The sequence below is a fragment of the Stenotrophomonas sp. GD03680 genome (genome assembly GCF_029844625.1).
GTDB classification, from domain to species: domain Bacteria; phylum Pseudomonadota; class Gammaproteobacteria; order Xanthomonadales; family Xanthomonadaceae; genus Stenotrophomonas; species Stenotrophomonas maltophilia_P.
On record NZ_JAOCKC010000005.1, the window covers coordinates 260356 to 281076 of the forward strand.

24 protein-coding genes are annotated in these 20721 nt (G+C 66.7%); 21 read left to right on the plus strand and 3 right to left on the minus strand.

Annotated elements, in window-relative coordinates:
- Positions 1 to 161 precede the first annotated feature (161 nt).
- The 8 genes from N5J29_RS09455 (at position 162) to truD (ending at position 7248) form a co-directional block, all read left to right on the plus strand.
- On the plus strand, positions 162 to 1826 hold the full coding sequence (locus N5J29_RS09455) for a CTP synthase (RefSeq protein ID WP_065174923.1): 1665 nt from the start codon (positions 162 to 164) through the stop codon (positions 1824 to 1826).
- Positions 1827 to 1916: 90 nt separating this feature from the next.
- Entirely contained in the window at positions 1917 to 2747 is an 831-nt protein-coding gene (kdsA, locus tag N5J29_RS09460) for a 3-deoxy-8-phosphooctulonate synthase (protein ID WP_053519722.1), read from the plus strand.
- Positions 2744 to 3091: a hypothetical protein gene (locus N5J29_RS09465; protein ID WP_164152229.1), complete on the plus strand. Its 348-nt coding sequence runs from the start codon at positions 2744 to 2746 to the stop codon at positions 3089 to 3091. Before kdsA ends, N5J29_RS09465 begins: the two co-directional genes overlap by 4 nt.
- A gap of 251 nt (positions 3092 to 3342) precedes the next feature.
- Complete coding sequence (gene eno, locus N5J29_RS09470; RefSeq protein WP_053519724.1) at positions 3343 to 4635, plus strand: phosphopyruvate hydratase; 1293 nt, start codon at positions 3343 to 3345, stop codon at positions 4633 to 4635.
- Positions 4636 to 4639: 4 nt separating this feature from the next.
- Positions 4640 to 4993 carry a cell division protein FtsB gene (gene ftsB / locus N5J29_RS09475; protein ID WP_053519725.1) on the plus strand — a complete coding sequence of 118 codons (354 nt, stop codon included), beginning with the start codon at positions 4640 to 4642 and terminating at the stop codon, positions 4991 to 4993.
- A complete protein-coding gene (gene ispD, locus N5J29_RS09480) occupies positions 4990 to 5688 on the plus strand; it encodes a 2-C-methyl-D-erythritol 4-phosphate cytidylyltransferase (protein WP_074901198.1) in 699 nt (232 codons plus the stop codon). Before ftsB ends, ispD begins: the two co-directional genes overlap by 4 nt.
- Positions 5689 to 5722: 34 nt before the next feature.
- Positions 5723 to 6220 (plus strand): 2-C-methyl-D-erythritol 2,4-cyclodiphosphate synthase, encoded by a 498-nt coding sequence (ispF, locus tag N5J29_RS09485; RefSeq protein WP_164152231.1) that lies wholly within the window; start codon positions 5723 to 5725, stop codon positions 6218 to 6220.
- Positions 6217 to 7248, plus strand: coding sequence for a tRNA pseudouridine(13) synthase TruD (gene truD, locus N5J29_RS09490; RefSeq protein ID WP_164152232.1), 1032 nt, complete (start codon positions 6217 to 6219; stop codon positions 7246 to 7248). The genes ispF and truD overlap by 4 nt, the downstream gene beginning before the upstream one ends.
- A 10-nt stretch (positions 7249 to 7258) precedes the next feature.
- Here the strand turns inward: truD and N5J29_RS09495 are convergent, their stop codons facing one another.
- Positions 7259 to 7798, minus strand: coding sequence for a Smr/MutS family protein (locus tag N5J29_RS09495; RefSeq protein ID WP_065181254.1), 540 nt, complete (start codon positions 7796 to 7798; stop codon positions 7259 to 7261).
- Positions 7799 to 8007: 209 nt separating this feature from the next.
- Between N5J29_RS09495 and surE the strand changes: the two genes are divergently transcribed.
- Genes surE through N5J29_RS09515 form a run of 4 tightly spaced genes read left to right on the plus strand, consistent with a single transcriptional unit; the run spans position 8008 to position 10865 of the window.
- Positions 8008 to 8787, plus strand: a complete 780-nt coding sequence (gene surE, locus N5J29_RS09500; RefSeq protein ID WP_053519730.1) for a 5'/3'-nucleotidase SurE — start codon at positions 8008 to 8010, stop codon at positions 8785 to 8787.
- Positions 8784 to 9461 (plus strand): protein-L-isoaspartate(D-aspartate) O-methyltransferase, encoded by a 678-nt coding sequence (locus N5J29_RS09505; RefSeq protein ID WP_053519731.1) that lies wholly within the window; start codon positions 8784 to 8786, stop codon positions 9459 to 9461. The genes surE and N5J29_RS09505 overlap by 4 nt, the downstream gene beginning before the upstream one ends.
- 19 nt (positions 9462 to 9480) lie before the next feature.
- Positions 9481 to 10095, plus strand: coding sequence for a YqaA family protein (locus N5J29_RS09510; protein WP_053519732.1), 615 nt, complete (start codon positions 9481 to 9483; stop codon positions 10093 to 10095).
- Positions 10092 to 10865, plus strand: a complete 774-nt coding sequence (locus tag N5J29_RS09515; RefSeq protein WP_164152234.1) for a peptidoglycan DD-metalloendopeptidase family protein — start codon at positions 10092 to 10094, stop codon at positions 10863 to 10865. Before N5J29_RS09510 ends, N5J29_RS09515 begins: the two co-directional genes overlap by 4 nt.
- Positions 10866 to 10981: 116 nt before the next feature.
- Here N5J29_RS09515 and N5J29_RS09520 read toward each other — a convergent pair whose 3' ends face one another.
- Both N5J29_RS09520 and yhbY read right to left on the minus strand, forming a co-directional pair.
- Complete coding sequence (locus N5J29_RS09520; protein ID WP_053519734.1) at positions 10982 to 11356, minus strand: Mth938-like domain-containing protein; 375 nt, start codon at positions 11354 to 11356, stop codon at positions 10982 to 10984.
- A gap of 13 nt (positions 11357 to 11369) precedes the next feature.
- A complete protein-coding gene (yhbY, locus tag N5J29_RS09525) occupies positions 11370 to 11675 on the minus strand; it encodes a ribosome assembly RNA-binding protein YhbY (RefSeq protein WP_053519735.1) in 306 nt (101 codons plus the stop codon).
- A 65-nt stretch (positions 11676 to 11740) separates the two neighbouring features.
- Between yhbY and rlmE the strand changes: the two genes are divergently transcribed.
- The 9 genes from rlmE (at position 11741) to ubiB (ending at position 20703) form a co-directional block, all read left to right on the plus strand.
- Positions 11741 to 12373: a 23S rRNA (uridine(2552)-2'-O)-methyltransferase RlmE gene (rlmE, locus tag N5J29_RS09530; RefSeq protein ID WP_065181256.1), complete on the plus strand. Its 633-nt coding sequence runs from the start codon at positions 11741 to 11743 to the stop codon at positions 12371 to 12373.
- A gap of 66 nt (positions 12374 to 12439) precedes the next feature.
- On the plus strand, positions 12440 to 14377 hold the full coding sequence (ftsH, locus tag N5J29_RS09535) for an ATP-dependent zinc metalloprotease FtsH (protein WP_053519737.1): 1938 nt from the start codon (positions 12440 to 12442) through the stop codon (positions 14375 to 14377).
- Between the two features lie 102 nt (positions 14378 to 14479).
- Entirely contained in the window at positions 14480 to 14665 is a 186-nt protein-coding gene (locus N5J29_RS09540) for a hypothetical protein (protein ID WP_164152236.1), read from the plus strand.
- Positions 14666 to 14824: 159 nt separating this feature from the next.
- Positions 14825 to 15721, plus strand: coding sequence for a dihydropteroate synthase (gene folP, locus N5J29_RS09545; RefSeq protein ID WP_164152238.1), 897 nt, complete (start codon positions 14825 to 14827; stop codon positions 15719 to 15721).
- Positions 15721 to 16674 carry a tRNA (adenosine(37)-N6)-dimethylallyltransferase MiaA gene (gene miaA / locus N5J29_RS09550; protein WP_164152240.1) on the plus strand — a complete coding sequence of 318 codons (954 nt, stop codon included), beginning with the start codon at positions 15721 to 15723 and terminating at the stop codon, positions 16672 to 16674. Before folP ends, miaA begins: the two co-directional genes overlap by 1 nt.
- Before the next feature lie 96 nt (positions 16675 to 16770).
- Positions 16771 to 17046: an RNA chaperone Hfq gene (gene hfq / locus N5J29_RS09555; RefSeq protein WP_004152891.1), complete on the plus strand. Its 276-nt coding sequence runs from the start codon at positions 16771 to 16773 to the stop codon at positions 17044 to 17046.
- 14 nt (positions 17047 to 17060) lie between these two features.
- Positions 17061 to 18371: a ribosome rescue GTPase HflX gene (gene hflX, locus N5J29_RS09560; RefSeq protein WP_065174932.1), complete on the plus strand. Its 1311-nt coding sequence runs from the start codon at positions 17061 to 17063 to the stop codon at positions 18369 to 18371.
- Between the two features lie 120 nt (positions 18372 to 18491).
- The gene (locus N5J29_RS09565) at positions 18492 to 18986 is read left to right on the plus strand and encodes a CinA family protein (RefSeq protein WP_053520002.1); all 495 of its coding nucleotides are present in this window, start codon (positions 18492 to 18494) and stop codon (positions 18984 to 18986) included.
- A gap of 34 nt (positions 18987 to 19020) precedes the next feature.
- On the plus strand, positions 19021 to 20703 hold the full coding sequence (ubiB, locus tag N5J29_RS09570) for a 2-polyprenylphenol 6-hydroxylase (protein ID WP_164152275.1): 1683 nt from the start codon (positions 19021 to 19023) through the stop codon (positions 20701 to 20703).
- Positions 20704 to 20721 lie beyond the last annotated feature (18 nt).

The window sequence follows — 20721 nt, forward strand, 5'->3', positions numbered from 1 at the left end:
CCGACCTCGCGCGATGGTTGCCGTCTGGCGCCAGCCGCCGCACGGATCGGCACCTCCCTCGCTGCCCCAGCGAACCGGAAAACCCCCTTCAAGCGCCATGTCCGCCCCCAGGGCGTGCGTGGCGCTGTCGTTTTCCATTTCCAGACAGGATGCTTGCAGCCATGACTCCCTTGATTTTCGTAACCGGCGGCGTGGTGTCCTCGCTCGGCAAAGGCATTGCCGCTGCGTCGCTGGCCGCCATTCTCGAAGCCCGTGGCCTGAAGGTCACGATGATGAAGCTCGACCCCTACATCAACGTTGATCCGGGCACCATGAGCCCGTTCCAGCACGGCGAGGTCTATGTCACCGACGACGGTGCCGAGACCGATCTCGATCTGGGCCACTACGAGCGGTTCGTGCGGACGCGCCTGAGCCGCAAGAATTCGGTCACCACCGGTCGCATCTACGAGAACGTGATCCGCAAGGAGCGTCGCGGCGATTACCTCGGCGCGACCGTGCAGGTCATTCCGCACATTACCGACGAGATCCGTCGTTGCATCGACGAAGCCACCGAAGGCTATGACGTCGCCCTGGTCGAGATCGGTGGCACCGTCGGCGACATCGAATCGCTGCCGTTCCTGGAGGCGATCCGCCAGGTGCGTACCGAGCGTGGTCCGGAGAAGGCGCTGTTCATGCACCTCACCCTGGTGCCGTACATCGGCGCGGCCGGCGAACTGAAGACCAAGCCGACCCAGCACTCGGTGAAGGAGCTGCGTTCGATCGGCATCCAGCCGGATGTGCTGTTGTGCCGTTCGGAGCAGGCCGTGCCCGATTCGGAGCGTCGCAAGATCGCCCAGTTCACCAACGTTTCCGAACGCGCCGTGATCAGCGTGCCGGACGTGGATGTGCTGTATCGCATCCCTTCGGGATTGCATGCGCAGGGCCTGGATGAGATTGTCGTCAACCAGCTGAAGCTGGCCGACAAGGCCGGTCCTGTCGATCTGTCGGTGTGGGAGGACGCGGTCGACGCCACGCTGCATCCGCTCGACGAGGTGACCATCGCCGTGGTCGGCAAGTACGTCGACCACCAGGATGCATACAAGTCGGTCGGCGAAGCACTCAAGCATGGTGGCCTGCGCCAGCGTACCCGGGTCAATCTGAAGTGGCTGGAAGCGCAGGACCTGGAAGGCACGGACATGGCCGCGCTGGCCGATGTCGATGGCATCCTGGTGCCGGGCGGATTCGGCGACCGTGGTTTCGAAGGCAAGGTGCTGACCTCGAAGTTCGCCCGCGAGAACCAGGTGCCGTACTTCGGCATCTGCTACGGCATGCAGGCGGCCGTGGTCGATTACGCGCGCAACGTGGTCGGCCTCGAAGGTGCCAACAGCACCGAGAATGATCGCCAGTCGCCAAATCCGGTGATCGGCCTGATCACCGAGTGGCGCACCGCTGCCGGTGACGTCGAGAAGCGCGACGACAAGAGTGACCTGGGCGGCACCATGCGTCTGGGCCTGCAGGAGCAGCGCCTGAAGCCGGGCACGCTGGCGCGTGAGCTGTATGGCAAGGACGTGGTGGCCGAGCGCCACCGCCACCGGTATGAGTTCAACAACCGTTACCGCACCCAGCTGGAGGACGCCGGCCTGGTGATCGCCGGCAAGTCGATGGATGACACCCTGGTGGAAGTGGTCGAGCTGCCGCGCGATGCGCATCCCTGGTTCCTGGCCTGCCAGGCGCATCCGGAGTTCCTGTCCACGCCGCGTGACGGCCACCCGCTGTTCATCGGCTTCATCCGCGCCGCACGCGAGCGCAAGGCCGGTGGCCAGTTGTTGCAGGAAGCGCGCGCCTGACTTGCGATGGGGCCCGCCAGGCCCCATCTTGCTCGCTTGAACCAAGTGCATCGGCCCGTTCGATGTAGCGGACAACTCTAAGGAAACGCCATGAAACTGTGTGGATTCGAAGTGGGGCTGGACCAGCCCCTGTTCCTGATCGCCGGCCCCTGCGTGATCGAGTCGATGCAGTTGCAGCTCGATACCGCTGGCAAGCTGAAGGAGATCACCGGCAAGCTCGGTGTGAACTTCATCTTCAAGTCCAGCTTCGACAAGGCCAACCGCACGTCTGGTACCGCTTTCCGCGGCCCGGGCATGGAGGAGGGGCTGAAAGTCCTGGCCGAGGTCAAGAAGCAGATCGGCGTGCCGGTGCTGACCGACGTCCATGAGTACACCCCGATGGACGAAGTGGCTTCGGTCGTGGATGTGCTGCAGACCCCGGCATTCCTTGTTCGCCAGACCGACTTCATCCGCAAGGTGTGCTCGGCCGGGAAGCCGGTCAACATCAAGAAGGGCCAGTTCCTGGCGCCCTGGGACATGAAGCCGGTCGTGGAGAAGGCCAAGGCGACCGGTAACGATCAGATCATGGTCTGCGAACGCGGTGCCAGCTTCGGCTACAACAATCTGGTGAGCGACATGCGTTCGCTGGCGGTGATGCGCGAGACCGGGTGCCCGGTGGTGTTCGACGCCACCCATTCGGTGCAGCTGCCGGGTGGGCAGGGCACCAGCTCCGGCGGCCAGCGCGAACATGTGCCGGTGTTGGCCCGGGCCGCGGTGGCGGTGGGTATCTCCGGTCTGTTCGCCGAGACCCATCCTGACCCGTCCAAGGCCCTCTCCGACGGTCCCAACGCATGGCCGCTGGACCAGATGGAAGCACTGCTCGAAACGCTGATGGAGCTCGATGCGGTGACCAAGAAGCACGGTTTCTCACGCTTCGCGTGAAGTCTGACCCATGGACGGCGCTGGAAACCCAGCGTCGCCGCCGGCACTGGAAACAGTGGCCGTGGGGCCTGATCGCACTGGGCCTGGCGGGGTTGTTCACGGCGGGCGTGTTCGGTCTGGTGCTGATCGGCGCAGCGTCCGTGCGGTCCCCGGGTGATGGCAGCAGCGTGCTCAATCTGCGGGCGTACTTCATGGCGCTGCTGGCTGGCGAACTGTTGACTGCCGGCGGCTGCATCGCTGCCGCCGTGCTGGCTTGGCGCCTGAATCGCGGCAAGGTGGCCGCCGGGCTGGCGGTTGTCCTGCTTTCGCTGTGGCTCGGTGCGCTGTCCTACGGGATGCTGTGATGAATACGAGCACGTCTGCACGCGATTGGCCCAAGGGCCTGATCGCGCTCAGGCTGGCGACGCAGGCATGGCACCGTCTGTCCGGCCATGGCCGCTGCTTTGCGGGTGCTCCTGGTATCGCTGCTGCTGCCGGGGCGGGGGCCAGCCGGGGCTGACGCCGTTCGCGCCATTTGGCAACGGGCGGGCAGCCGGGGATAATCACGCGGCATTCGTTTTGTCGCCCCCTCTCCATACAGGTAACCGGCCCGACCATGAGTACGATCCGCAGCATCCACGCCCGTGAAATCCTCGACAGCCGTGGCAACCCCACGCTGGAAGCCGAAGTCACCCTGGAGGACGGTTCGTTCGGTCGTGCCGCGGTTCCCTCCGGCGCCTCGACCGGCACAAAGGAAGCGGTCGAGCTGCGTGACGGCGACAAGACCCGCTACCTGGGCAAGGGCGTGCGCAAGGCTGTCGACAACGTCAACACGACCATCGCTGCCGCGCTGAAGGGCTTCGAGGCCACCGACCAGTCCGGCCTGGACCGCCGCCTGATCGACCTTGATGGCACCGAGAACAAGGGCCGTCTGGGCGCCAACGCGCTGCTCGGTGTCTCGATGGCGGCCGCGCACGCCGCCGCAGCATCCAGCAAGCAGGCGCTGTGGCAGTACCTGGCCGGCAGGACCGGCGTGACCCCGTCGCTGCCGGTGCCGATGATGAACATCATCAACGGCGGCGCGCATGCCGACAACAACGTCGATTTCCAGGAGTTCATGGTGCTGCCGGTCGGCTTCACCTCGTTCTCCGAAGCGCTGCGCGCCGGCACCGAGATCTTCCACTCGCTGAAGTCGGTGCTGAAGGGGCATGGCCTGAGCACCGCGGTCGGTGACGAAGGCGGCTTCGCGCCTGACTTCCGCAGCAACGTCGAGGCGCTGGACACCATTCTCGAAGCGATCGGCAAGGCCGGCTACACCGCGGGCGAGGACGTGCTGCTGGGTCTGGACGTGGCCTCCAGCGAGTTCTTCGAGAACGGCAAGTACAACCTGGTCGGCGAGAACAAGCGCCTGACCTCCGAGCAGTTCGTCGACTTCCTTGCCGACTGGGCCGCGCAGTACCCGATCATCACCATCGAGGACGGCCTGGCCGAGAACGACTGGGCGGGCTGGAAGCTGCTGACCGATCGCATCGGCAAGAAGGTGCAGCTGGTGGGCGATGACCTGTTCGTGACCAATCCGAAGATCTTCCAGGAGGGCATCGACTCCGGTACTGCCAATGCCATCCTGATCAAGGTCAACCAGATCGGCACCCTGAGTGAAACCCTGGAAGCGATTGCCATGGCTGACCGTGCCGGTTATGCCGCTGTCGTCTCGCACCGTTCGGGTGAAACCGAAGACACCACCATCGCCGACATCGCCGTGGCGACCACTGCCACCCAGATCAAGACCGGCTCGCTGTGCCGCAGCGATCGCGTGGCCAAGTACAACCAGCTGCTGCGCATCGAGGAAGCCCTCGGTGCCGGCGCGCGTTACGCCGGTCGTGACGCGTTCGTTTCGCTGAAGCGCTGAGGCCATGCGCGATTGGCGCTGGCTGCTGCTGGTGCTGGCCCTGCTGCTGGCATGGCTGCAGTACCGTTTCTGGTTCGGCCCGGGCAATTCGGGGGAAGTGATGATGCTCGAAGCCCAGGTTGCCGGCCAGGAACGGGACAACGAAGGTCTGCAGCAGCGCAATGATGCGCTGGCTGCCGAAGTGAAGGACCTCAAGGAAGGCCAGTCCGCCATCGAAGAGCGCGCACGCAGTGAGCTGGGCATGATCAAGCCCGGCGAGAAGTTCTACCGGGTGGTCGACGACGCGCCGGTTCGTCCGGCGCAGCCGCCGGTGCCGATGCCCGAACAGGCGGGCGACCACCCGGCGGACGTGCCATGAGCGCGGCGATCTGGGTGGTCGTTCCCGCTGCCGGTCGTGGCGCCCGCTTCGGTGCGCCACTGCCCAAGCAGTATCTGCAGGCGGGCGGGCAGATGCTGCTGGCCCACACCCTGCAGGCACTGCTGGCCCACCCGGCCGTTGCCGGCGCGATGGTGGTGATCGGCGAGAATGACGCGGATTGGCCGGGCTGGAGCGAATGGGCAGGCAAGCCGGTGCTGACCTGCACGGGCGGGGCGACCCGCGCCGCCTCCGTGCTGGCCGGCCTGCTTGCGCTGCCGGAGAGCGTCCGCGCCGATGAGTTCGTGCTGGTGCACGATGCCGCGCGGCCCAATCTGTCGCTGGCCGACCTGGGCCGCCTGCTGGAGGTTGGCCGTACCGATCCGGTCGGGGCCATTCTTGCCGCGCCGGTACGCGACACCCTGAAGCGGGCCGGTGACGATGGTGGCATCGACGGCACCGAGCCCCGCGAGCGCCTGTGGCGCGCGCTGACCCCGCAGCTGTTCCGCCGCCATCAGTTGATCCGCGCGCTGACCGACGCCGCTGCGTCCGGCGTGGACGTCACCGACGAAGCCATGGCCATGGAACGCCAGGGCCAGCGCCCGCTGCTGGTTGAAGGCAGCGAGGACAACTTCAAGGTCACCACGCCCGCCGACCTGGACCGCTTCGAATTCGTACTTTCCCGCCGCGCCGGCTGAACGCCCGCGCGGCCCTGCTGCAAGGGTTGCATCCATGAGCACTGCTCCGTTCCCGCCCGTCCGCATCGGCCAGGGCTACGACGTCCACGCCTTTGGTGAGGGTGACCACATCATGCTGGGAGGCGTGCGCGTGCCGCACAGCCACGGTGTGCTCGCGCACAGCGATGGCGACGTGATCCTGCACGCGCTGTGTGACGCCATGCTCGGCGCGCTGGCGCTGGGCGACATCGGCCAGCACTTTCCGCCCAGCGATGATCGCTGGAAGGGGGCCGACAGCAGCGACTTCGTCCGCCACTGCGACGCTCTCCTGCGTGAGCGTGGCTGGTGCGTCGGCAACTCTGATGTCACCGTGATCTGTGAACGACCGAAGGTCGGGCCGCATGCGCTGGCAATGCGTGAATGCATCGCGGCACTGTTGCAGCTGCCACTGGATGCGGTCAGCGTAAAGGCCACCACGTCGGAGAAGCTTGGCTTCACCGGTCGCGGTGAAGGCATCGCGGCACAGGCTGTGGTCCTGCTGGTGGCGGTATGATTCCGCTGCCGCTCGCCTTCGGTGCGCCGCTGCTGCAGGCGCGCATCCGCACCACGCCGGAGGATTTCCAGGTCGACGAGCTGCCGGCCTTTGAGGCCACGGGCGAGGGCGAGCATCTGCTGCTGCATGTCCGCAAGCGCGGTGCCAACACCGTGCATGTGGCCAAGGTGCTGGCCAAGTGGGCTGGCTTGCCGGAGATGGCGGTCAGCTATGCCGGGATGAAGGATCGCCACGCGGTCACCACCCAGCGCTTCAGTGTGCATCTGCCCAAGCGCGTCGCGCCGGATCTGGCGCTGCTGGCCAGCGATGATATCGAAGTGCTCGATGCAACCTGGCACAACCGCAAGCTGCAGCGTGGCGCGCTGGCCGGCAATCGTTTCAGGCTGGTGCTGCGCCAGGTACGCGGCGATGCGGTCGCAATCAGCGAACGCCTGCAGCAGATTGCCGATCGTGGTTTGCCGAACTGGTTCGGCGAGCAGCGTTTCGGCCGCGATGGCGGCAACGTTCCGGCAGCGCTGGCGATGTTCGGTGGCCGCCGCATGCGCAAGGACCAGCGCTCGCTGCTGCTGTCGGCTGCGCGTTCAGCACTGTTCAATCGCGTGCTTGCCGCACGCGTGGAGCAGGGTGTCTGGGACCAGCCGCTGGACGGTGAGGTGTGGATGCTGGATGGCAGCCGCAGCGTGTTTGGTCCGGAGCCTTACACCGATGCACTGGCAGCGCGGCTGGCCGGGTTCGATATCCATCCCAGCGCGCCGTTGTGGGGAGAGGGCGAGCTGCGCAGTACCGGCGCAGCCCGCGAGCTCGAACTGCGCGCGCTCGACGACGAGGAATCGAAGGCGCTGCGTGCCGGACTGGAAGAGGCACGGCTGAAGCAGGAGCGCCGCGCGTTGCGCCTGCGTCCTGCGCTGCTGCAGCACCAGTGGCTGGCGGAAGATGTGCTTGAGCTGTCGTTCGCGCTGCCGCCGGGCTGCTACGCCACCGCGGTCCTGCACGAGCTCGGACCGGTCGAGGACGCCGCGCAGTCCTGAGCGGATTGCATCAGCGCCGGGACAGCAGCACCAGTACGGCACCGGTTCCGCCCTGGCTGGTCGGCGCCGAATGGAAGGCAAGCACATCGTTGCGCAGGCGCAGCAGCCGGTCGACCAGATTCTTCAGGACCGGCGCACCACCGTCGGACTGCAGTCCCTTGCCGTGGATGATGCGCACGCAGCCATACTCATGTGCGTGCGCCTCCAGCAGGAACTGGCGCAGCATGGCCTCGGCCTGCGCTGCGGTCGCGCCATGCAGATCCAGCTCGTCCTGCACCGAGTACTGGCCGCGCTTGAGACGCTGGAACAGCCGCGGCGGAAGGGCGTCGCGCCGGTAGCTGGCCACATCCCCGGCTTCCAGCGGTGCGCTGTCGCGCAACAGCCGGGCGAACTCGCCGGCGGCCTCGGCCTCGTCGCGTTCGGCCATGCGCGCGCGCGGCTTCGGCCGGGCAGCGGCCGGCGCGGGTTCGGCCTCTTTGCGCAGCGGCGTCACTTCGCCGATGGCCGCGCGGAAGAGCGCGGCAGGGTCTTCGTCTTCTGGATGCGACATGCGCACAGGGTAAACCGGTGAGGCGGGCCTGCCTATCGCAATGCGAGGCCAGTCGTGACCGCCGGCAGGGTAGGACCTGCGGCTCGCATGCGGCACAATAGACGATGCCCCTGCAGGGTCGTCGGCTTCCGCAGGGAAGCACGACGGTCCCGCCAACACCGCACGGTGACGGAATCGAATTCTTGGAAAATCAAGCGGTTAAATCGAAGATGCGAATTCTGGTCAGTAACGACGATGGCGTCGACGCCGCAGGTATCCGGATGCTTGCCTCGGTACTGCGTGACGCCGGCCACGAAGTGACGGTGGTCGCACCCGACCGCGATCGCTCAGGCGCCAGCAATTCACTGACCCTGGACCTGCCCATCCGGCTCAAGCGCATCGATCACTACACCGTGTCGGTGGCCGGCACGCCCACCGACTGCGTGCATCTGGCGCTGACCGGCCTGCTGGAGTTCGAACCCGACATTGTCGTGTCGGGCATCAACAACGCCGCCAACCTGGGTGACGACGTGATCTATTCCGGAACCGTCTCGGCGGCGATGGAGGGGCGCTTCCTCGGCCTGCCCGCGGTGGCGGTGTCCCTGGTGACCCGCAATCACGATCCCCGTCACTTCGAGACCGCGGCGCGTGCCGCCGTGGAAATCGTCGCCCGCCTCAAGGCCGACCCGCTGCCGGCGGACACCATCCTCAACGTCAACGTGCCCGACCTGCCGTGGACCGAGGTCAAGGGTTTCGAAGTCACCCGGCTGGGCAACCGCCATCGCGCCGAAGGCTGCATCCCGCAGAAGGATCCACGCGGCAACGAGGTGTACTGGATCGGTCCGGCGGGCCGCGAGCAGGACTCCGGCCCCGGCACCGACTTCCACGCGGTGCGTACCGGGCATATCTCGATCACCCCGATCCAGGTGGATCTGACCCGCTATCAGGCGCTTGAGAAAGTGGCCAGCTGGGTCGGCGGTCTCAGCGCCGCGCTGGACCAGCCGGCATGAGCCCACGCCTTCGCCTGCAACCGGAAGCCGTCGGCATCGGCATGACGTCACAGCGCGTCCGCGATCGTCTGGTCGATCGCCTGCGCGAAGCCGGCATCGTCGACGAGTCCACGCTGAACGCGATCCGGGTGGTGCCCCGCCATCTGTTCATCGACGAGGCCCTGGCCTCGCGGGCCTATGAAGACACCGCGCTGCCGATCGGCCACGGCCAGACCATCTCGCAACCCTGGGTGGTGGCCCGGATGACCGAAGCGGTCGTGCAGGTGGCGCCCAAGCGGGTGCTGGAGGTGGGGACGGGCTCCGGCTACCAGGCCGCCGTGCTTGGTGCACTGGGCCTGGAGGTCTACACCGTGGAGCGCATCGGCGACCTGCTGCGGCAGGCCCGCAAGCGGTTCCGCGCACTCGGCATGAACATCCGCACCAAGCACGATGACGGCCGTGTCGGCTGGGCGGAGCACGGCCCGTTTGATGCCATCGTCGTCACAGCTGCGGCCCCGGCGCTGGTCGACGCACTGATCGAGCAGCTGGCCGAAGGTGGCCGGCTGGTGGCGCCGGTCGGCGGTGCCAGTGCACAGTCGCTGGTGCAGCTGGACCGCAGGGCCGACGGCAGCGTCGAACAGCGCGTGCTGGCACCGGTCACCTTCGTGCCGCTGCTGTCTGGCATGCTGGATTGAATCCACGGAGCAGGGTTGCATGAAGATTTTCGGACCGCTGTACGAGCGGGCGATGAAGTGGGCGGCGCACGAACGCGCGCCGACCTACCTGACGGTGCTGAGTTTTTTCGAGGCGATCATCTTTCCGGTGATGCCGGAAGTGATGCTGGCCCCGATGTGCGTGGCTCAACCCCGGCGCGGGTGGTGGTTCGCGACCCTCAGCCTGGCCGGTTCGATGGTCGGTGCCGTGGTCGGCTATGCGCTGGGTCACTTCGCATTCGAGGCGATCAAGCCGTTGTTCGAAGTGCTGGGCATGTTGCCGGCAATCGAACAGGGCATCACCACCGTGCAGGAGAAGATGGCCGAATCGCCGTGGGCGGTGTTCACGTTCCTGGTCCTGGGCGGCTTCATGCCGATCCCGATGAAGGTCTTCACGTGGGCATCGGGTATCGTCGGCGTACCGATGCCGCAGTACCTGCTGAGCATGCTGATCGGACGCGGCAAGCGGGTGTATGTGCTCGCTGCCGTGATCCGCATCGGTGGAGCGCGCGCCGAAGCGGCGCTGCGTCGCTGGATTGAACCGCTGGGCTGGATCGCCACCGCGTTGGTGGTGGTGCTGATCGCCTGGCTTGTATGGAGGTCGAAGTTCGCATGAGTGCTGATCGTCTGAGCAAGGGAGTGCGCGTCGGCGCGCTGGTGCTGCTGGTTTCCGGCGTGGCTGCCTGTGGCACTGCCACGGTGGTGCGGCCCAATGGCAGTGGTGGCGGGGCGGCGGTCACTACGCCCAAGACTTCGGTGGCCAAGCCGGGGCAGACCGTGGTCGTGCGCAAGGGCGACACGATCTACGCGCTGGCCCGCATCCACGACATCACCCCGGCCGATCTGATCGCGTGGAACAGCCTGGACAACCCGTCGACGATCTATCCGGGGCAGGTCATCCGCCTGTATCCGCCGGGGGCCAGCAGCGGCCGCGCACCGACCACCGTGGTCACCGCGCCGCGCAGCGGCGGCAGCACGGCACCGGCCACGGCACCGGCCGGTCCGGTGAAGAGCAACATCGCCTGGCGCTGGCCAGCCGATGGCGCGATCGTGGGCCGCTACGTGGCAGGCGACGCAACCAAGCAGGGCGTCGACATTGCCGGCACCAGCGGGCAGGCCGTCAAGGCCACCGCCAACGGTGTGGTGGTGTACTCGGGCGCCGGACTGGTCGGCTATGGCGAGCTGATCATCATCAAGCACAGCGACCAGTGGCTGTCGGCCTACGGCCACAACCGCAAGCGCCTGGTCAACGAGGGACAGAGCGTGAAGGCGGGTGAGCAGATTGCCGAGATGGGGCGCACCGGCGCGAATCGCGACATGCTGCACTTTGAAATCCGCTACAACGGCAAGCCGGTCGATCCGCAGCAGTACCTGCCAGCGCGCTAGCGCAGGCAGGTACGGTAGCGCCGGGCCATGCCCGGCGTACGTGCATCAAGGTAGCGCCGGGCCATGCCCGGCGTATGCGCATCAAGGTAGCGCCGGGCCATGCCCGGCGGTGGTCCTCAACCTTCCAGGATGAACGCGGCCGCCACCTTGCGGCCTTCGCCGGCAAGGATGTTGAAGGTGCGCGCCGCGGCAGGGTTGTTCATCACTTCCAGGCCGATCCCGCGCGACAGGCAGGCGGCCATTACCGCAGCCGACGGAAACACCTGCCGCTCGCCGGTTCCCAGCACGATCAATGCAGGACTCAGTGCCAGCACCGGTTCCAGGTCGGCCACCGTCAGCGCCGCCGCATCGGCGACAGGCCAATGTTCGACCAGCTGGTCCGGCGTCAGCAGAAAGCTGCTGGCCAGCACCGTGTCATTGACCTTGGCCGAGCGGCCATCGGCAGCGCGCAGGCTGTAGGCGTAATCGGGCGGCTCGTGGTTCAGCTGCATGGCGGTAGCGCGATCAGCCGCGCGGCAGCACGATCTGGCGCTGCTCCCTGCTCGGGCGATACAGCACGGCAACGTGACCGATGCGCTGCACCAGCGCACTGTCGGTGGCTTCGACGATCTCGCCGATCATCGCGTCCCGGGCCTCGCGGTCCTCGGCTGCGACCTTGACCTTGACCAGCTCGTGGCGCTCCAGCACTTCGTTCAGCTCCGCGATGAAGGCCGGGGTCACTCCCTTGCCGCCGGTCTGCAGCAGGGCCTTCAGGTCGTGGGCTTGGCCGCGCAGGAAACGGGTCTGGGAGGCGGTCAGGGCGATGGACATGCAGGAAAAGACGGTTGAATGGGGGGATCAGGGTATCATGACGGCCCCATCAGCCCCTATTTCCAATGGCAACCCGCAGCAAAAGCAGCCAGCGCTGGCTCAAGGAACACTTCTCCGACCCTTTCGTGAAGAAGGCGCAGGCCGAAGGCATGCGCTCGCGGGCGGCCTACAAGCTTGAAGAGTTGCTTGAACGTGACCGCCTGCTGAAGCGGAACATGGTCGTGGTGGACCTCGGTGCCGCCCCTGGCGGATGGTCTCAGCAGGTTCGGAGACAGATGGGAGACACCGGCCGCGTGCTGGCGCTGGACATCCTGGAGATGCCGCCGCTGGCGGGTGTGGAGTTCCTTCACGGTGACTTCAGGGAAGAAGCCGTCCTATCTCAGTTTGAAGCCATGCTCGGGGACGAGCCGGTGGACCTTGTGCTGTCGGACATGGCCCCCAATAAAAGTGGCATGGACGCGGTCGACCAGCCGCGGATGATGCATCTGGCGGAGCTGGCGCTGGACTTCGCCGACAACCACCTGAAGACCGGCGGGGCGTTCCTGATCAAGCTGTTCCAGGGTGTGGGCTTTGACGACTACGTGCGTGAAATGCGCCGTCGCTACGACAAGGTCTCCATCCGCAAGCCGGAAGCGTCGCGCAAACGCTCTCCCGAGGTGTACGCCTTGGGTCAGGGCAAACGCGCCCACATGAAGTAAGCTCGCAACGTAAGTTTCAACCCCAACGCAACGCCCGCACTGAGAGGAACACCGGAGCCAATGAGGATGAACGACTTGACCAAGAACCTCCTGCTATGGGTGGTCGTCGCCGTCGTGCTGATGGTGGTCTTCCAGAGCTTCTCGCCCAAGTCCTCCGGGGCCGGTGCGCAGGGTGCGTCCTATTCGCAGTTCCTGGACCAGGTGGACAGCGGCAACGTGCAGAAGGTCGCCTTCGGCGGCGACATGCGCGGCGGCACCAGCCAGATCACCTACACCACCCGGGGTGGACAGTCGTCCACCATCACCGCGCCGTTCGATCGCGACCTGATCAACGTGCTGCGCACCAAGAACGTCGAGATCGTGCAGGAGGAGCCCTCCAGCGGCATCTCCCTGGGCGCGATCCTGATGAATTTCCTGCCGGTCATCCTGATCATCGGCTTCTGGCTGTTCATCATGCGCCAGATGCAGGGCGGCGGCGGCGGCGCCAAGGGCGCGATGTCCTTCGGCAAATCGCGCGCCAAGCTGCAGGGCGAGGACCAGATCAAGGTCACCTTCGCCGATGTCGCCGGCTGCGACGAGGCCAAGGAGGAAGTGGGCGAACTGGTCGACTTCCTGCGCGACCCGTCCAAGTTCACCAAGCTGGGCGGCAAGATTCCGCGTGGCGTGCTGATGGTCGGCCCGCCGGGTACCGGCAAGACGCTGCTGGCCAAGGCCATCGCCGGTGAGGCGAAGGTGCCGTTCTTCTCGATCTCCGGTTCGGACTTCGTGGAAATGTTCGTCGGCGTCGGCGCCAGCCGCGTGCGTGACATGTTCGAGCAGGCCAAGAAGCACGCCCCGTGCATCATCTTCATCGACGAGATCGATGCCGTCGGCCGTCACCGTGGTGCCGGCCTGGGCGGCGGTCACGACGAGCGCGAGCAGACCCTGAACCAGCTGCTGGTCGAGATGGATGGCTTCGAGGGTGGCGAAGGCGTGATCGTGATCGCCGCGACCAACCGTCCGGACGTGCTGGACCCGGCGCTGCTGCGCCCGGGTCGCTTCGATCGCCAGGTGGTGGTCGGTCTGCCCGACGTGAAGGGCCGCGAGCATATCCTGAAGGTGCACATGCGCAAGCTGCCGCTGGCCGACGACGTCGAGCCGCTGGTGATCGCACGCGGTACCCCGGGCTTCTCCGGCGCGGACCTGGCCAACCTCTGCAACGAGGCAGCCCTGTTTGCCGCGCGTGGCAACGAGAAGGAAGTCCGCATGGACCACTTCGACCGTGCCCGTGACAAGATCCTGATGGGTGCCGAGCGCCGTTCGATGGCCATGAGCGAGGAGGAGAAGACGCTCACTGCCTACCACGAAGCCGGCCATGCCATCGTCGGCCGCCTGGTGCCCGAGCACGACCCGGTCTACAAGGTCACGATCATTCCGCGCGGCCGCGCCCTGGGTGTGACCATGTACCTGCCTGAGGGCGACAAGTACTCGATGAACCGCGTGGCGATCCAGTCGCAGCTGTGCTCGCTGTACGGCGGCCGCGTCGCCGAAGAGCTGATCTTCGGCACCGACAAGGTCACCACGGGTGCGTCCAACGACATCGAGCGCGCCACCAAGATGGCCCGCAACATGGTCACCAAGTGGGGCCTGTCCGAAGAACTCGGTCCGATCGCCTATGGCGAGGAGGACGACGAAGTCTTCCTGGGCCGCTCGGTGACGCAGCACAAGAGCGTGTCCAACGACACCGCGCGCCGCATCGACGAGGAAGTGCGCAACATCCTCGACAAGGCCTACGCCCGCACCACCCAGTTGCTGACCGACAACATCGACAAGCTGCACACGATGTCGCAGCTGTTGCTGCAGTACGAGACCATCGACGCGCCGCAGATCGATGCCATCATGGAAGGTCGCGAGCCGCCGCCGCCGGCGGGCTGGAACAAGTCGAACAAGGACGGTGGCAGCAACGACAAGGGCGGTGATGCTCGCCCGCTGCCGCCGATCGCCGGCCCGGCCGAATCGCACTGACGGCCCGCTGCACGTGACATCAGACGAGGCCGGGGCAACCCGGCTTCGTCGTTTCCGGGCCCTCGGCCCACCCCGAAGAACCGATCTGACGCTGGAGCCCGCATGTCCGCCCCGAAGCCCGAACCGATTTCCCACACCGTCGAGATGGTCATCGCCACCGTGGTCGGTGTGGGTGTGGGCCTGGGGGCCGACAATCTGCTGCTGGGCTGCGTGGTGGGTATTGCGGTCGGCATCGTGCTGAGCGTTGCCAGGACCCTCTACGTGGACCGCAAGCGCCGCCGCCGTTGAGGGGTGTCGGCAGGGCTGACGCCCTGCAACCGGACCGGCCCCGCCTTTCATCAGCAAACCCGCTGTTGCTCTGGCTGTTGTTGTCGCCCTGGCCTCTGCGGGTGCAGGGCGCAGCCCTGCCGAACTAAACTACCCGCCGTTGTCCCTGCAGGATTGCCCATGTTCGATACCTCGCCCCAGCTCGACTGCGCCGGTCGCATCCTGCGCCTGGACCGTGCCCGGGTCATGGGCATCGTCAACGTCACCCCGGATTCGTTCTCTGACGGCGGGCACCATGACACCACGGAAGCCGCGGTCGCGCATGGCCTGAAGCTGGTGGAAGAGGGCGCCGACCTGCTCGACATCGGGGGTGAATCGACCCGTCCCGGCGCTGCATCGGTATCGGTGGAGGAAGAGCTCCGCCGCATCGTTCCGGTCATCGAGCAGCTTGCGGCGCGTACATCCGTGCCGATCAGCATCGATACCTTCAAGCCTGAGGTGATGCGCGCGGCGGTGGCCGCCGGCGCCGGCATGATCAACGACATCTTCGGCCTGCGCCAGGACGGCGCGCTGGAAGCGGCCGCTGCGGCCAACGTGCCGGTGGTGCTGATGCACATGCAGGGCGAGCCGGGCAACATGCAGGCCGATCCGCACTACGACGACGTCGTTGCCGAAGTCCACGGGTTTCTCGTGCAGCGCCTGTTCGCCGCCGAGATGGCCGGCATCGCGAAGAAGCATCTGGTCATCGATCCGGGTTTCGGCTTCGGCAAGAACACCGCGCACAACATGACCCTGTTGGCGCGTTCGGAGCGTTTTCTGGAACTGGGTGTGCCGATGCTGGCGGGCCTGTCGCGCAAGCGCAGCCTTGGCGAGCTGACCGGGCGTGACGCGCCGGCCGAGCGGGTGGCGGCGTCGGTGGCCGCGCACCTGATTGCCGTGCAGCGCGGTGCGCGTATCGTGCGTGTGCATGACGTCGCCGCCACCGTCGATGCACTGAAGATCTGGCAGGCGGTGGACGCCGTGCCGGCGCCACGCGATGACACCCGGCCGACGATCAGCTGGCCGGACGAAGACTGATGGGGGTTGACCGGCGGCCGCTGGCGATTGCCGTGATGGGGCCGACCGCCAGTGGCAAGACGGCCACCGCGATCGCCCTGGCCCGGCAGCTGGATGGCGAGATCGTCAGCGTTGACTCGGCGCTGGTCTATCGCCATCTGGATATCGGTTCGGCCAAGCCCGACGTTTCCGAGCGCGCACAGGCGCCGCATCATCTGCTGGACCTGCGTGATCCGTGGCAGACCTACTCAGCGGCGGAGTTCGCCGCCGACGCCGGCCGCGTCGTCGCCGACATCGTTGCGCGTGGACGGATGCCGATCCTGGCCGGGGGCACCGGCCTGTACTTCCGCGCCCTGCTGCAGGGACTGTCGCCCATGCCGGAGGCCGACCCGGCCCTGCGCGCCACGCTGGCAGCCGAGGCCGCCGAGCGCGGTTGGGCCGCGTTGCATGCCGAACTGGCGAAGGTGGACCCCGCCGCTGCTGCCCGCATCCATGCGACAGACCCACAGCGGATCCAGCGGGCGCTGGAGGTCTATCGACTGACGGGAATGCCGATCAGCGAGTGGCAGCGCCGGCCCGGCGTGGCGCCGCTGCCGGTACGCACCCTGAAGCTGGTCCTGGCGCCGCACGACCGGGCAATCCTGCACCGGCGGATCGAGGTCCGCTTCGATGCCATGCTGGCCCAGGGCTTCCTCGACGAAGTGCGCGATCTGCGCGCGATGCCGGAAATGGCCGCTGTCGCGGCACCGCTGGACCTGCCGGCGGTGCGTGCGGTCGGCTACCGCCAGGCTTGGGAGCATCTGGACGGCCGGATCGATGCCGGCGGCTTCCGCGACAAGGCGATCTTCGCCACCCGCCAGCTGGCCAAGCGGCAGCTGACCTGGCTGCGCAGTGAGCTTGATGCGCGCTGGTTCGACCCCCATATCGACCACGAGCGGCTGGCCGACGCGGTGTCGACCTTCGTCGCACGCTGAACCGCCGCCAGCCGTGTAACATCACTGTCCGGCGGGCGGCTCGGGGGCCGCGGCGGCCGCCGGCAACCCAATAAGAACAATAATCAGGAGTGAGCAATGTCCAAGGGGCAATCGCTGCAGGATCCTTTCTTGAATGCACTGCGGCGCGAGCGCGTGCCGGTTTCGGTGTACCTGGTCAACGGCATCAAGCTGCAGGGCACGATCGAGTCGTTCGATCAGTTCGTGGTCCTGCTGCGCAATACGGTCAGCCAGATGGTCTACAAGCATGCGATCTCCACCGTGGTGCCGGCACGCAATGTGAAGGTTGGGCCGGGCGGTGGTTATGTGCAGTCGGGTGAAGGTGGTCAGGCAGGTGATGAAGCAGACGAGTAAGACCGGAGCGGTGAATGTTTGACCGCTCGAAAAAGGGTGAACATGCCCTGCTGATCCAGCCGCACTTCGGCAAGCTGGAAGACGACGTGCTGGAAGAGTTCGGTGATCTGGCCCGCTCGGCAGGGGCCAGCATCGCTGCCACGATCACCGCGCGCCTGGACCGTCCCAATCCCTCGACCCTGATCGGCAGCGGCAAGCTGGATGAGATCAAGGCAGCAGCCGACGCCACCGGCGCCGATCTGGTGCTGGTCAACCATGCGCTGAGCCCCGGCCAGGAACGCAACCTGGAACGCTTCCTGGAGCGCCGGGTGATCGACCGTACCGGGCTGATCCTGGACATCTTCGCGCAGCGCGCTCACAGCCACGAAGGCAAGCTGCAGGTCGAGCTGGCGCAGCTGCGCCACCTTGCGACGCGGCTGGTGCGCGGCTGGACCCATCTGGAGCGCCAGCGCGGTGGTTCGATCGGCCTGCGCGGCCCGGGCGAAACCCAGCTGGAAACCGATCGCCGTCTGCTGCAGAAGCGGGTGGAGCAGTTGCAGAAGCGGCTGGAGAAGGTCGAAGTCCAGCGCACCCAGATGCGCCGTGCGCGCGTGCGCAGCGAACTGCCGCGTGTGGCCCTGGTGGGTTACACCAATGCCGGCAAGTCGACCCTGTTCAACGCGATGACCGGCGCCGAGGCCTATGCGGCCGACCAGCTGTTCGCGACCCTGGACCCGACGGTGCGCCGCATCGCTGTGCCGGGTGGCAACGTCGTGCTGGCCGACACCGTCGGCTTCGTCCGCGACCTGCCGCACGACCTGGTGGCCGCGTTCCGCTCGACCCTGTCCGAGGCCCGCGAGGCCGATTTCCTGCTGCACGTGGTCGATGCGGCCGATCCGCACCGCGAGGAGCGCATCGCCCAGGTCGACGAGGTGCTGGCTGCGGTCGGTGCGGGTGATCTGCCGCAGCTGCTGGTGTTCAACAAGATCGACCGTATCGAGGGCGCCGAAGTGCGCCACGATGGTCAGGATGGCGTGCCGGACGAGTCGCGCCGCGAGCGGGTCTGGATCTCCGCGCGTGACGGGCAGGGCCTGGAGCTGTTGCAGGCGGTGCTGGGCAAGCGCCTGGGGTTGCAGCATGTGACCGGGGAGCTGCGCCTGCCGCCGGATGCGGGCCGCCTGCGCGCGCGCCTGCATCAGCTGGAAGTGATCCGCAGCGAGCAGGCAGACGAGGAGGGCTGGCTGCTGCAGGTCGATCTTCCGATTGCCGAAGCCGAAAAACTCGCGGCGGGCATTGATGGCGGGCCGATCCGTGCCCTGCTGCCGGAAAAGCTGCCGGAATGGTGAGATAGCGCCGCACAATCCCGGTGCGCGCCGCTGCGTAGTCGGGCGCGTACCGGCCGGGACGCGACACGCGTCTGCGATCTGCGGTACAACAGGCGGGTTCTTCACCCCACTGTCATCTCGATGTCCATCCCTACCGACGCCGACCTCAACGCCCAAGCTGCCGCACTCGGGCAGCGCCTGCAGCAGGCCTCGCTGCAGCTTGTGACGGCTGAAAGCTGCAGTGGCGGCTGGATCGCCAAGACCATGACCGACATTGCCGGTTCCTCGGCGTTTTTCGACTGCGGCATGGTGGTCTACAGCTACGAAGCCAAGCAGCGCCTGCTGGGGGTACGTGCGCAGACGCTGGAGCAGTTCGGTGCGGTGAGCCGCGAAACGGTGCTGGAGATGGTGTCCGGCGCCCTGATCAACTCTGGTGCCGGCATCGCGGTGGCGGTTACCGGCATTGCCGGTCCTGGTGGCGGCAGCCCGGACAAGCCGGTCGGCAGCGTCTGGATCGGCTGGAAGCGCCGCGGCGGATACGCCCGGGCGGAACTGTTCCAGTTCGATGGCGACCGCGAAGCCATCCGCAGGCAAACCGTCGCTGCGGCATTGCACGGTATCGACGCCCAGCTGTGACATGCTGCTGCGGTAATCGTCCGGAGCACGCATGATGTGGGAAACGCTGGGCACCGTCCGTGACCTGGGGAGGCTGCAGGAAATTGCAGCGGTCCTGATCCGTTATGGCTTCGGCGACGTGGTGCGCCGGATCGGCCTGGCCACGGTGCTGGAGCGTGCCGGGCGCCTGCTGCACTGGAACGAGGACCGCCAGCATCTGCTGCGGATGACCGCGCCGGTGCGGGTGCGCAGCGCCCTGCAGGACCTCGGCCCGACGTTCGTCAAACTCGGACAGGTGCTGGCGACCCGTGTCGATCTGTTGCCGCCGGAGTGGATCGCCGAGCTTTCCGAACTCCAGAATGCGGTACCGGCCCTTCCTTATGCGCAGATCCGCGCGCAGCTGGAGGCCGATCTGGGCGCGCCTCCGCAGCAGGTATTCGCCTTCCTCGACGAAACACCGATGGCGGCGGCCTCGCTGGCGCAGGCCCATCGCGCGCGCCTGCTGGACGGCCGCGAAGTGGTGCTGAAGGTGCGTCGTCCCGGCATCCGTGACGTGGTCGAAGCCGACCTGCGCCTGCTGGCACGGCTGGCCGAAATCGTCGAGGCGCGTCTTCCGGATCTGCGCCGTTACCGGCCGGCAGAGGTGGTGCAGCAGTTCACCGTATCGCTGCGGCGCGAACTCGATTTCGCGGCCGAATGCCGCAACGCGGAGCGCATCGCACGCAACTTTGAAGGTCGCGACGACATCCTTGTTCCCGGCGTGCATTGGCAGTGGACCTGCGAAAGCCTGAACGTGCAGGACTTCGTGGACGGCATTCCGGGCCGCGATCTTGCCGGCGTGGACGCAGCAGGGCTGGACCGTCGCGAACTGGCGCGGCGCGGTGCCAACATCGTATTGAAGATGGTGCTCGAGGACGGCAGCTTCCACGCCGATCCACACCCGGGCAACATCATCTATCTGCGTGACGGCCGCATCGGCGTGATCGACTTCGGCATGGTCGGGGCACTGTCCGAAGTGCGTCGCTTCCAGGTTGCGCAACTGCTGCACGGGCTGGTCGAACAGGACCCGCAGGGGGTGGCCGACGTCCTGCTGGACTGGGCCGGGGGCGTGGAGGTGGATGAGAACCGGCTGCAGCACGACATCAGCCAGTTCGTCGACCAGTACCGTGGCGTGCCGCTGAAGGATCTGCGCATCGGCCTGATGCTGGGCGACATCACCCAGTTGCTGCGCAGCTACAGCCTGACCCTGCCGGCCGACCTCGCACTGATGATCAAGGCGTTCCTCACCCTGGAAGGCATGGGCCGGCAGCTCGACCCGGACTTCGACATGGCCAGTGCCGCACACCCCTTCCTGGAGCGGGTGGTACTGCAGCGCTACGCGCCGCGGGCATTGCTCAAACGCGGCCGGCGCAGCCTGTTGGGAATGATCGACTTCGCCGGCGATCTGCCGCGCGATCTGCGCAAGCTGGTGCAGGCGGCGCGCCGTGGGCGCCTGCAGCTGAAGGTCGAGACCAGTGCGCTGCAGGGCTTTGGCGAGCAGGTGAACCGTGCGGCCAATCGCATGGTGATGGGCATCGTGACTGCAGCGCTGATCATCGGCTCATCGATCGTCATGCACAGCGTCGGTGGGGTCTCCAGCCGCTGGCTGCTGGCGCTCGGGGTTTCCGGATTCGTCGGGGCCGGTATCTGCGGCGTCTGGATCCTGTTCTCCATCTGGAGAAGTGGCAGGCACGACTGAGTGTCGTTCGCTGCGGTA

Excerpts from the sequence above, each read along its gene's own strand:
- truD (WP_164152232.1), top strand. The coding sequence starts at position 6,217 with ATGATTCCGCTGCCGCTCGCCTTCGGTGCGCCGCTGCTGCAGGCGCGC.
- hfq (WP_004152891.1), top strand. The coding sequence starts at position 16,771 with ATGTCCAAGGGGCAATCGCTGCAGGATCCTTTCTTGAATGCACTGCGG.
- N5J29_RS09510 (WP_053519732.1), top strand. The coding sequence starts at position 9,481 with ATGAAGATTTTCGGACCGCTGTACGAGCGGGCGATGAAGTGGGCGGCG.
- N5J29_RS09495 (WP_065181254.1), bottom strand. The coding sequence starts at position 7,798 with ATGTCGCATCCAGAAGACGAAGACCCTGCCGCGCTCTTCCGCGCGGCC.
- N5J29_RS09565 (WP_053520002.1), top strand. The coding sequence starts at position 18,492 with ATGTCCATCCCTACCGACGCCGACCTCAACGCCCAAGCTGCCGCACTC.
- folP (WP_164152238.1), top strand. The coding sequence starts at position 14,825 with ATGTTCGATACCTCGCCCCAGCTCGACTGCGCCGGTCGCATCCTGCGC.
- N5J29_RS09505 (WP_053519731.1), top strand. The coding sequence starts at position 8,784 with ATGAGCCCACGCCTTCGCCTGCAACCGGAAGCCGTCGGCATCGGCATG.
- eno (WP_053519724.1), top strand. The coding sequence starts at position 3,343 with ATGAGTACGATCCGCAGCATCCACGCCCGTGAAATCCTCGACAGCCGT.
- yhbY (WP_053519735.1), bottom strand. The coding sequence starts at position 11,675 with ATGTCCATCGCCCTGACCGCCTCCCAGACCCGTTTCCTGCGCGGCCAA.
- surE (WP_053519730.1), top strand. The coding sequence starts at position 8,008 with ATGCGAATTCTGGTCAGTAACGACGATGGCGTCGACGCCGCAGGTATC.
- N5J29_RS09515 (WP_164152234.1), top strand. The coding sequence starts at position 10,092 with ATGAGTGCTGATCGTCTGAGCAAGGGAGTGCGCGTCGGCGCGCTGGTG.
- miaA (WP_164152240.1), top strand. The coding sequence starts at position 15,721 with ATGGGGGTTGACCGGCGGCCGCTGGCGATTGCCGTGATGGGGCCGACC.
- N5J29_RS09520 (WP_053519734.1), bottom strand. The coding sequence starts at position 11,356 with ATGCAGCTGAACCACGAGCCGCCCGATTACGCCTACAGCCTGCGCGCT.
- ispD (WP_074901198.1), top strand. The coding sequence starts at position 4,990 with ATGAGCGCGGCGATCTGGGTGGTCGTTCCCGCTGCCGGTCGTGGCGCC.
- ubiB (WP_164152275.1), top strand. The coding sequence starts at position 19,021 with ATGTGGGAAACGCTGGGCACCGTCCGTGACCTGGGGAGGCTGCAGGAA.
- N5J29_RS09540 (WP_164152236.1), top strand. The coding sequence starts at position 14,480 with ATGTCCGCCCCGAAGCCCGAACCGATTTCCCACACCGTCGAGATGGTC.
- rlmE (WP_065181256.1), top strand. The coding sequence starts at position 11,741 with ATGGCAACCCGCAGCAAAAGCAGCCAGCGCTGGCTCAAGGAACACTTC.
- ftsH (WP_053519737.1), top strand. The coding sequence starts at position 12,440 with ATGAACGACTTGACCAAGAACCTCCTGCTATGGGTGGTCGTCGCCGTC.
- ftsB (WP_053519725.1), top strand. The coding sequence starts at position 4,640 with ATGCGCGATTGGCGCTGGCTGCTGCTGGTGCTGGCCCTGCTGCTGGCA.
- ispF (WP_164152231.1), top strand. The coding sequence starts at position 5,723 with ATGAGCACTGCTCCGTTCCCGCCCGTCCGCATCGGCCAGGGCTACGAC.
- N5J29_RS09455 (WP_065174923.1), top strand. The coding sequence starts at position 162 with ATGACTCCCTTGATTTTCGTAACCGGCGGCGTGGTGTCCTCGCTCGGC.
- kdsA (WP_053519722.1), top strand. The coding sequence starts at position 1,917 with ATGAAACTGTGTGGATTCGAAGTGGGGCTGGACCAGCCCCTGTTCCTG.
- hflX (WP_065174932.1), top strand. The coding sequence starts at position 17,061 with ATGTTTGACCGCTCGAAAAAGGGTGAACATGCCCTGCTGATCCAGCCG.